Source organism: Burkholderia sp. Bp8998 (assembly GCF_003854235.1).
Taxonomy (GTDB): Bacteria; Pseudomonadota; Gammaproteobacteria; order Burkholderiales; family Burkholderiaceae; genus Burkholderia.
This window is the reverse complement of the sequence record NZ_QTQF01000087.1, coordinates 1-8,323: the sequence shown is the minus strand read 5'-3', so window position 1 is coordinate 8,323 and position 8,323 is coordinate 1. Positions and strand designations below refer to the sequence as shown.

The following is an 8,323-nucleotide window of genomic DNA, read 5'->3' as shown; positions in this document are numbered from 1 at the left end:
GAAATCGCGCGCACGCTGCATCTGGAAGTGGACGAGCTGTTCCCGATCGCCGAAGTGCTGCAGTACCTCGGCTTCGCGGATGTGCGGGAAGGGGACGTGTTCCTGACGCCGCCCGCGCGCGTGTTCGCGGAGTTCGGCACGCAGGAGCGCAAGCTGATGTTCGCGGATCACCTGCTGAAGCACGTGCCGCTCGCGGCGCGGATCCGGAAGGTGCTGAACGAGCGCCCGGGCCATCGCGCGCCGCGCGTGCGGTTCGAGCAGGAGCTGGAGGATTTCCTGTCGGACGAGGCGGCCGAGGAAACGCTCGACGCGGTGATCGACTGGGGGCGTTACGGCGAAGTGTTTTCGTACAACGACAAGACGGAAGTGTTCAGTCTCGAGGATGTGGAGAGCTGACACCCGCGCCCGAATGTCGACCGACCGTCATTCGGGCAAATCCCACTGATTCGCATCCTGCCCGATCCCGCCCGTACTGAGCCGCTCGATCTTCTCCATCCGCTGCCGCGCGAGCTCAGGTAGCCGGTTCGTCACGCCGATCACCAGCGCCTCGGCGAGCGCGAGCGCGGGCACGTTGGTCTGCAGCATCGCGAACGGGCGCCCCTGGATCCGCAGTTCGATCTCGGCGAACGCGCTGATCGGCGAGCGCCATTCGTCGGTGATCAACAGCACGCGCACGCCGAGCTGGTGCGCGGCCTGCGCAAACCGGACGCTGTCCTTCTGATAGCGGCGGAAATCGAAAATGACCAGCACGTCGGCGGGCCCCATGTCCGTCAGCGTGACCGATGCGAGATTCACGTTCGGTTCGACGTACTGCACATGCGGGCGCGCATACGCGAGCGTGAACGAAAACAGCGACGCGAGCGGTGCCGTATAACGCCCGCCGCCGCAGAACACGCGGATATCCGGATCGGCGAGCAGCGTCACCGCCGCGTCGAACGCCGCCGCATCGAGTCCTTCGATGGTGGTGGCGAGCGCTTGCGAGAGCCGCTGGAAGATCGCCGCATGGCTGTCGCGCATGCCGGACTCCGAGTGGAACGCATCCATCCGTGCGAGCGGCGAATTCATCGCGGTGTCGATTTCGTCGTGCAGCGCCTGCTGGAACGACGAGTAGTTCGGAAAGCCGATCCGCACGACGAAGCGAAACACGGTCGGGTCGCTGACTTCGGCTTGCTTCGCGAAACTCGCGATCGGCCCGAGCCCGAGGCTCGGATAGCGATCCAGCAGCGCGTGCGCGACCTTCTGTTCCGACGGCGTGAAGCTATCCATCTGGGATAGCAGCAACGCCCTGATGCTTGTCCCCATCGGGCACTCCGGCTGGCTCGTATTCAAATGATCAAATGACAAACGGCAGACACGTGTCTGCCGGCGACGCCATCCATGTTAGCCGATCGACGCTCCGCGGGCCGTGTACGGCTACAGATTATAGGGACGCATCGCACTGGACGTCGATCATTCATATGTGTAATAAAACAAACATAACACGCGGCCGTTTGGTGCGTGATTTCACGCATAAATTCAGTGATAACCCTAGGTTTTGAGATGAAAATGCCGATGCTATGATCGCGGCCTTGCTGAGATGTACTGTTCATTACATACCGGATCAACAGCGTCGGCTCACCTTCGGGACGGGCCGCGCATCCCGGCATGCGCCCGGTTATTCGTCTGGAGGATTCCGTCATGAGGCGGCTCGTAGTACTCACCCTGTTGTCGGCCATGAGCGCAGGTGCGCTCGCCGCTTCGGAACCCGCGGTGGAAGCAAGGAACGGCATGGTCGTGTCGTCGCAGCACTTCGCGTCGCAGATCGGCGTCGACATCCTGAAGGAAGGCGGCAACGCGGTGGACGCCGCCGTGGCGGTCGGCTACGCGCAAGCGGTGACCAATCCGTGCTGCGGCAACATCGGCGGCGGCGGTTTCATGACCCTGCACCTGGCCGACGGCCGCGACCGCTTCATCAACTTCCGCGAGACGGCGCCGGCCGCGGCGTCGGCGAACATGTATCTCGATGCGAAGGGCAACGTCATTCCGGACGACAGCCTGTACGGCTATCGCGCGGTCGGCGTGCCGGGCACGGTCGCGGGTCTCGACCTCGCGCAGCGCAAGTACGGCAAGCTGACGCGCCGGCAGGTGATGGCGCCGGCGATCCGGCTCGCGCGCGACGGCTTCGTGCTGACGCGCGGCGATACGGACATCCTCGACACGACGATCGACCGCTTCAAGAAGGACCCGGAAGCCGCGCGCATCTTCCTGCGCCAGGACGGCACGCCGCTGCAGCCGGGCGACCGCCTGGTGCAGAAGGACCTGGCGCGCACGCTCGAGCGCATCGCGGAGCAGGGCCCGGACGCGTTCTATCACGGCGAGATTCCGAAGATCGTCGAAGCGGCCGCGAAGCGCGGCGGCGGGTTGATCACGGCGGCCGATTTCGCATCGTATCGCGCGCAGGACATGGCGCCGCTGACCTGCACGTACCGCGGCTACGAGTTCGTGTCGGCGCCGCCGCCGAGCTCGGGCGGCGTGACGATGTGCGAGACGCTGAACGTCCTCGAAGGGTATGACCTGCGCAAGTTCGGCTACCAGTCGGCTTCGGTGGTCCACTACATGACCGAGGCGATGCGCCACGCGTACGAGGATCGCAACACGCTGCTGGGCGACCCCAACTTCATCGACAATCCGGTCGCGAAGCTGACGAGCAAGCAATATGCAGCCGAGATCCGCAAGCAGATCAGCGGCGAGACGGCGACGGCGTCGGTCGACGTGCAGCCGGGCGTCGGCGTGCACGAGAAGCCGGAGACGACCCACTACTCGATCATCGACCGCGACGGCAACGCGGTGTCGACCACGTACACCGTCAATGGCCGCTTCGGCGCCGTGGTGATCGCGCCGGGCACGGGCTTCTTCCTGAACGACGAGATGGACGACTTCACCGTCAAGGTCGGCGCGCAGAACCTGTTCGGCCTCGTGCAGGGCACGCGCAACTCGATCGCGCCGGGCAAGCGTCCGCTGTCGTCGATGGCGCCGACGATCGTGAAGAAGGACGGCAAGGTGTTCATGGTGGTCGGCTCGCCGGGCGGCTCGCGCATCATCACGATCACGCTGCAGACCGTGCTGAACGTGATCGACTACGGGATGACGCCGCAGGATGCGGTCGGTGCGCCGCGCGTCCACCATCAATGGCTGCCGGACGAGGTCTATTACGAGACCCGCGGCCTGTCGCCCGATACGCTCGCGATCCTGCGCAACATGGGCTACAAGATGGTCGAGCAGACGCCGTGGGGCGCCGCCGAGCTGATCATGGTCGGCCTGCCCGGCACCGAGGCGGTGAGCCACCAGAGTTCCGGCAACGACTCGTCGGTGTCCGGCAACGTGCGCGCCGGCTACATCTACGGCGTCAACGATCCGCGCCGCCCGGCCGGTTCGGCGATCGGGTACTGACCCGGTCGGAGCTGACTGGATTGGATCGCATCTCGCTGCACGGTTGCCCCGGCGTTCGCCATCGCGCGAGCGCCAGGGCCGCGACAGCGACAACGCGTCCGTTCGCGGGCGTTCGCAGTATCGAGCGTGGCGGCTGCCCGGAATGCCGGGCATGACCGGCCCGCAACGCGCGCCGTGGCACGGCACCGGCGCGCGCATTTCCTTCTTATTCCTGCACCGTGCATCGAGTTCCGTTATGAACAAACGAATGTCTGCGGCAGTCTGGATCCTGCTTGCGATGGCGGCCGGCATCTTCATCGGCTACATGATCTATACGCAGTTTCCGGACAAGCAATCGGCGACCGAGATCGCCGGCTACATCTCCCTGGTGTCCGACGTGTTCCTGCGGCTGATCAAGATGGTGATCGGCCCGCTGGTGTTCTCCACGCTCGTCGTCGGCATCGCGCACATGGGCGACGCATCGTCGGTGGGGCGCGTGTTCGTGAAGGCGTTCGGCTGGTTCGTCACCGCGTCGCTGATCTCGCTGCTGCTCGGGCTGCTGATGGCGAACCTGCTGCGGCCCGGCGAGAACCTCGGCCTGCCGCTGCCGGACATCGGCGCATCCGCGCATCTCGCGACGTCCAAGTTCACGCTGAAGGATTTCGTCGGTCACATGGTGCCGAAGTCGATCGCCGAAGCAATGGCGAACAACGAGATCCTGCAGATCGTCGTGTTCTCGATGTTCTTCGGCGTGGCGCTCGCCGCGCTCGGCGAGCGCGGCAAGATCCTCGTGGCCGCGATCGACCAGCTCGCGCATGTGATGCTGAAGATCACCGGCTACGTGATGAAGCTTGCGCCGCTCGCGGTGCTGGCGGCGATGGCGTCGACCGTCGCGATCAACGGGCTGTCGATCCTGCTGAAGTTCGCGGTGTTCATGGGCGACTTCTACGTGAGCCTGTTCCTGCTGTGGAGCACGCTCGTGATCGCCGGCCTGCTGTTCCTCGGTCGTCGTGTGTTCAAGCTGCTCGCGCTGATCAAGGAAGCGTTCATGCTGTCGTTCGCGACCGCGAGTTCCGAAGCCGCGTATCCGAAGATCCTCGACGCGCTCGACCGGTTCGGCGTGCGCCGCAAGATCTCGAGCTTCGTGATGCCGATGGGCTATTCGTTCAACCTCGACGGCTCGATGATGTACTGCACGTTCGCGTCGCTGTTCATCGCGCAGGCGTACAACATCCACCTGTCGCTCGGCACGCAGGTCACGATGCTGCTGGTCCTGATGCTGACGTCGAAGGGGATGGCCGGCGTGCCGCGCGCATCGCTCGTCGTGATCGCGGCGACGCTGCACCAGTTCGACATCCCGGAAGCGGGGCTGCTGCTGATTCTCGGCGTCGACACGTTCCTCGACATGGGGCGCTCGGCCACCAATGCGGTCGGCAACTCGATCGCCAGCGCGGTGGTCGCGAAGTGGGAAGGCGAGCTGATGTCGGAGTCCGAAGCGAAGGCGCATGCCGCGCATCTCGACGCTGAACTGGAACGGCAGAACGGCGAACCGGCCTATGGTGCCGGTCGGGCGACGTCCGCTTAAGCGGCGCACGCCTCGTCGATGCACGCCGCCAGCACCATCGCGGCGGCGTTGCCCGGCGCCGAGCCGAGCAATTGCGGTGCATAGACGCTGTCGCCGGCCGCGATCGGCCGCCCCGACAGCGCACAGACGCCGCGCTTGCGCGTCGTGAACAGTCGCCACTTCTGGTAACCGTAGTGGCCGGTGCACGCGTCGCACCACGAAATCATCACGGTGTCGGCCGTGGGCCGCTCGAGCACGCTGATCGTCGGCTGGCTCGTCGCGTCCCACGACGGCAGGCGATCGCGTGTGATGCTGCGCCGCCGCGGGGCGGCCCATGAGACGGACGGCATGTCGAAGCTGCCGATCGCGGCGACGGTCCTGAGCCAGGCTACTGCACTGTTGCTCATCCTTGTTTTCCTCGAAACGTTACGCGATGCCGCGACCTGCGGCCTCACGACAGGCGGATGCGCGGCTGCACGCAGCCGTTGATCCGTTCGGCGATCCACAGCAGCGTCGCCTTGGAGAATCCGTGCAGCGCCTGCTGGTGCCGCCGGTACAGCATCAGGTGACTGAATTGCGCGAGACGGCCCTGGATGAAGCCGCCGCGGAAGAACCCGAATTGCCCGAGCGTGCCGAACGCGTCGTAGTCGCTGATCGACACGAGCGCGCCGAAATCGTGGAACGCGAACGGCGGCAGCGGCTTGCCGTCGAGCCACGCGGGCAGGTGCTTCGCGAGATGCTCGGCCTGCTGGGTCGCCACTTGCGCGGTGGGCGGCAGCGGCCGTTCATGGCCGTCGGGCTGCAGGCTCGCGCAATCGCCGATCGCGAACACGTGCGCGTCGGCCGTGGCCTGCAACGTGGGCTCGACCAGAATCTGGTTCGCGCGGTTCGTGTCGAGTCCGCCCAGCGCCTGCATGAAATCGGGCGCCTTCACGCCGGCCGCCCACACCATCAGATCCGCTTCGGCGAACGAACCGTCGCCGTAGTGGAAGCCGTTCGCATCGGCCGCCGTCACGCGCGTCGACGTCAGCACGTGAAAGCCGATCTGCTCGAGCCGCCGCCGTGCCGACGCGGAAATCTTCGGCGGAAACGCGGCGAGGATGCGCGGGCCGCTCTCGAGCAGCGTGAGCTGCAGCCGCTCGCGCACCGTCGCGTCGCCATACGCCTGCGCCACTTCCAGCAGCCGGCTCAGTTCCGCCGCCAGTTCCACACCCGTCGCGCCCGCGCCGACGATCGCGACGCGAAACGGCTCGTCGCGCGCGATGCTGCGGAACACGCGCATCCGCAGCGCCTCGTTGAAGGTTTCGGCCTGCTGCTGGCTGTCGATGAAGTAGCAGTGCTCGCGCACGCCCGGCACGCCGAAATCGTTGGCCTGGCTGCCGAGCGCGAGGATCAGTACGTCGTATTCGAGTTCGCGCGCGTCGATCGCAAGTTCGCCGTCCTGCGAGCGGATCTCGCCGAGCCGCACGCAGCGGCGCGCGCGATCGAGCCCCTTCAGTTCGCCGGGCTGGTACGTGTAGCCGTGATCGCGTGCATGGGCGAGGAAGATCACCTGCTGTTGCTGCACGTCGCGCGTGCCGGCCGCGATCGTGTGCAGCATCGGCTTCCAGACATGGGTCGGGCTGCGGTCGACGATGGTGACCTGGGCGCGCCCGGTGTGGCCGAGACGTTCGCCGAGACGGGTCGCGAGCTGCAATCCGGCGATGCCGCCGCCGACGATCACGATGCGAGTAGGGGTTGTCATGAATAAATCATCACGTGATGAATAAGCTATGATCCTAGCGCTTCCCCGCTTCGCATGTCAAACGGCGCGGGGCAGGCAGCCCGGTTTTGGCGAAGCGAAACCAGGGCCGAAACCGGGGCCCGAGCACGGGCATTCGATTCATTCAACGGGAGCAGGAAAACGTGGCTGAAGTCACTGAGCGCGCGCCATCGAAGCGGCGTACGCGCGGGCGGCCGCTGGCGGAGGCGTCCGTCGGTCCGGACGTGATATTGCGGGCCGCGCGCCGCACGTTCGCGAAGCGCGGCTACGATGCGACGAGCGTGCGCGAGGTCGCGCGCGAGCTGGGCATCGACGCGGCGCTGATCGCCCATCATTTCGGCACGAAGGAGGCGTTGTGGCTGGCCGTCGTCGAGCAGATCGTCGACCTGGCCGAGCCGCTGCTCGACGCGTTGCGCGGGCTGCGCACGTCGCCATTGCCGCATCGCGAGCGCGTGCGGCGCGCGATCGAGCTGTGTGTCGATCACGAATTCAAGGAGCCGGACGTCGGCATGTTCTTCTCGACGGCGGCGACCGAGGAAGGCGGGCGACTCGACTGCCTGCAGCAGCGGATCGTGCGCCCGTATCACGATGCGATGTTTCCGCTGCTGGCCGACGCGGTCGAGGCTGGCGAGATCTGCCCGGTCGATCCGAACGTCCTGTTCTTCATGATCGCGAGCGCGGTCGGCACGACCGTGTCGTACAGTCACCTGATGCTGGAATTCACGTCGCTGCCCACGCGGCAGGATGCGTTCCGGCAGGCCGTGCTCGACGTCGCGCTGAACATCCTGCGGGTTTGAGTGCCGCGCGCGGCGCGAACTCTGCCTGCCCGCAGGCGGGATTGACCTATCGCCGTGCCGTGCCCGGTGCGCCATTGTTACGAACCGTCAACATGCGGGCAGACTGGCGACCTCACGGTCACGGTGATCGCGGTGCAAGGCGGCTGGCGGGGCGGGTGATGAGGGAAAGCGGGGCGGCGTCGCGCGTCGCGCCGGCCGCGTGCGTCAGTCGAGGTCGGGCGGCGTATCGCCGAGCCAGCGCCGCGCACCGGGCCCGTTGCGGCCCGCGCGGTCCTCGGGATTGGTCAGCTTGCAGCGCTTCAGCGACAGGCAGCCGCACCCAATGCATTCGTCGAGGTTGATGTAGAGCCGCTGCAGTTCCTCGATACGGTTCGCGACGCGCTGCTTCCAGCCGCGCGACAGCCGCTTCCAGTCCTTGTTGGTCGGCGCGGTGTCTTCCGGCAGGCTCACGAGCTGTTCGGCGATCTCGTCGAGCGAATAGCCGATCTTCTGCGCGAACACGATGAACGCGATCAGTCGCAGCACCGCGCGCGAATAGCGGCGATGGCTCGAGCCGTTGCGGTGCGACTTGATGAGCCCGCGCGTCTCGTAGAAGCGCAGCGTCGATGCCGGCACGCCGCTGCGCGCGGCCACTTCGCGGATCGACATCAGTGGCCATTGCGGGGTTTCGTCGATACCCATGAAGCCCTCCGGGAAAGCTTGAATTGAAGTTAACTTAGACAGTATGACTCCGCGTGGCAGGGGCTGGCCTCTCGTGAGGAATCAAACGTGGGTTAGCATTTCTGCCAGAGC

General features: G+C 66.0%; 8 protein-coding genes. 4 read left to right on the top strand and 4 right to left on the bottom strand.

The window, feature by feature from the left end:
* Window positions 1-396 (top strand): AAA-associated domain-containing protein (locus DIE06_RS37110; protein WP_185733575.1); only part of this gene is annotated, 396 nt, incomplete at its 5' end.
* A 27-nt stretch (window positions 397-423) separates the two neighbouring features.
* Here the strand turns inward: DIE06_RS37110 and DIE06_RS37105 are convergent.
* Window positions 424-1,302: a MurR/RpiR family transcriptional regulator gene (locus DIE06_RS37105; RefSeq protein WP_124665664.1), complete on the bottom strand. Its 879-nt coding sequence runs from the start codon at window positions 1,300-1,302 to the stop codon at window positions 424-426.
* 375 nt (window positions 1,303-1,677) lie between these two features.
* On the opposite strand from DIE06_RS37105, the gene ggt reads away from it, so the two are divergent.
* Together ggt and DIE06_RS37095 are read left to right on the top strand one after the other, a co-directional pair.
* On the top strand, window positions 1,678-3,429 hold the full coding sequence (gene ggt / locus DIE06_RS37100) for a gamma-glutamyltransferase (RefSeq protein ID WP_124665663.1): 1,752 nt from the start codon (window positions 1,678-1,680) through the stop codon (window positions 3,427-3,429).
* A gap of 235 nt (window positions 3,430-3,664) precedes the next feature.
* Window positions 3,665-4,993, top strand: a complete 1,329-nt coding sequence (locus DIE06_RS37095) for a dicarboxylate/amino acid:cation symporter (protein ID WP_124665662.1) — start codon at window positions 3,665-3,667, stop codon at window positions 4,991-4,993.
* On the opposite strand, the gene DIE06_RS37090 is transcribed toward DIE06_RS37095, so the two are convergent.
* On the bottom strand, window positions 4,990-5,379 hold the full coding sequence (locus tag DIE06_RS37090) for a DUF3331 domain-containing protein (RefSeq protein ID WP_124665661.1): 390 nt from the start codon (window positions 5,377-5,379) through the stop codon (window positions 4,990-4,992). The two genes, DIE06_RS37095 and DIE06_RS37090, sit on opposite strands and share 4 nt — an antisense overlap.
* Before the next feature lie 44 nt (window positions 5,380-5,423).
* On the bottom strand, window positions 5,424-6,716 hold the full coding sequence (locus DIE06_RS37085; protein WP_124665660.1) for an NAD(P)/FAD-dependent oxidoreductase: 1,293 nt from the start codon (window positions 6,714-6,716) through the stop codon (window positions 5,424-5,426).
* A gap of 161 nt (window positions 6,717-6,877) precedes the next feature.
* Here DIE06_RS37085 and DIE06_RS37080 point away from each other — a divergent pair, with 161 nt between their 5' ends.
* The gene (locus DIE06_RS37080) at window positions 6,878-7,531 is read left to right on the top strand and encodes a TetR/AcrR family transcriptional regulator (protein WP_124665659.1); all 654 of its coding nucleotides are present in this window, start codon (window positions 6,878-6,880) and stop codon (window positions 7,529-7,531) included.
* A 204-nt stretch (window positions 7,532-7,735) separates the two neighbouring features.
* Here DIE06_RS37080 and soxR read toward each other — a convergent pair whose 3' ends face one another.
* Window positions 7,736-8,212, bottom strand: coding sequence for a redox-sensitive transcriptional activator SoxR (soxR, locus tag DIE06_RS37075; protein ID WP_124665658.1), 477 nt, complete (start codon window positions 8,210-8,212; stop codon window positions 7,736-7,738).
* Window positions 8,213-8,323: the final 111 nt, after the last annotated feature.

Excerpts from the sequence above, each read along its gene's own strand:
- DIE06_RS37085 (WP_124665660.1), bottom strand. The coding sequence starts at position 6,716 with ATGACAACCCCTACTCGCATCGTGATCGTCGGCGGCGGCATCGCCGGA.
- ggt (WP_124665663.1), top strand. The coding sequence starts at position 1,678 with ATGAGGCGGCTCGTAGTACTCACCCTGTTGTCGGCCATGAGCGCAGGT.
- DIE06_RS37090 (WP_124665661.1), bottom strand. The coding sequence starts at position 5,379 with ATGAGCAACAGTGCAGTAGCCTGGCTCAGGACCGTCGCCGCGATCGGC.
- DIE06_RS37095 (WP_124665662.1), top strand. The coding sequence starts at position 3,665 with ATGAACAAACGAATGTCTGCGGCAGTCTGGATCCTGCTTGCGATGGCG.
- soxR (WP_124665658.1), bottom strand. The coding sequence starts at position 8,212 with ATGGGTATCGACGAAACCCCGCAATGGCCACTGATGTCGATCCGCGAA.
- DIE06_RS37105 (WP_124665664.1), bottom strand. The coding sequence starts at position 1,302 with ATGGGGACAAGCATCAGGGCGTTGCTGCTATCCCAGATGGATAGCTTC.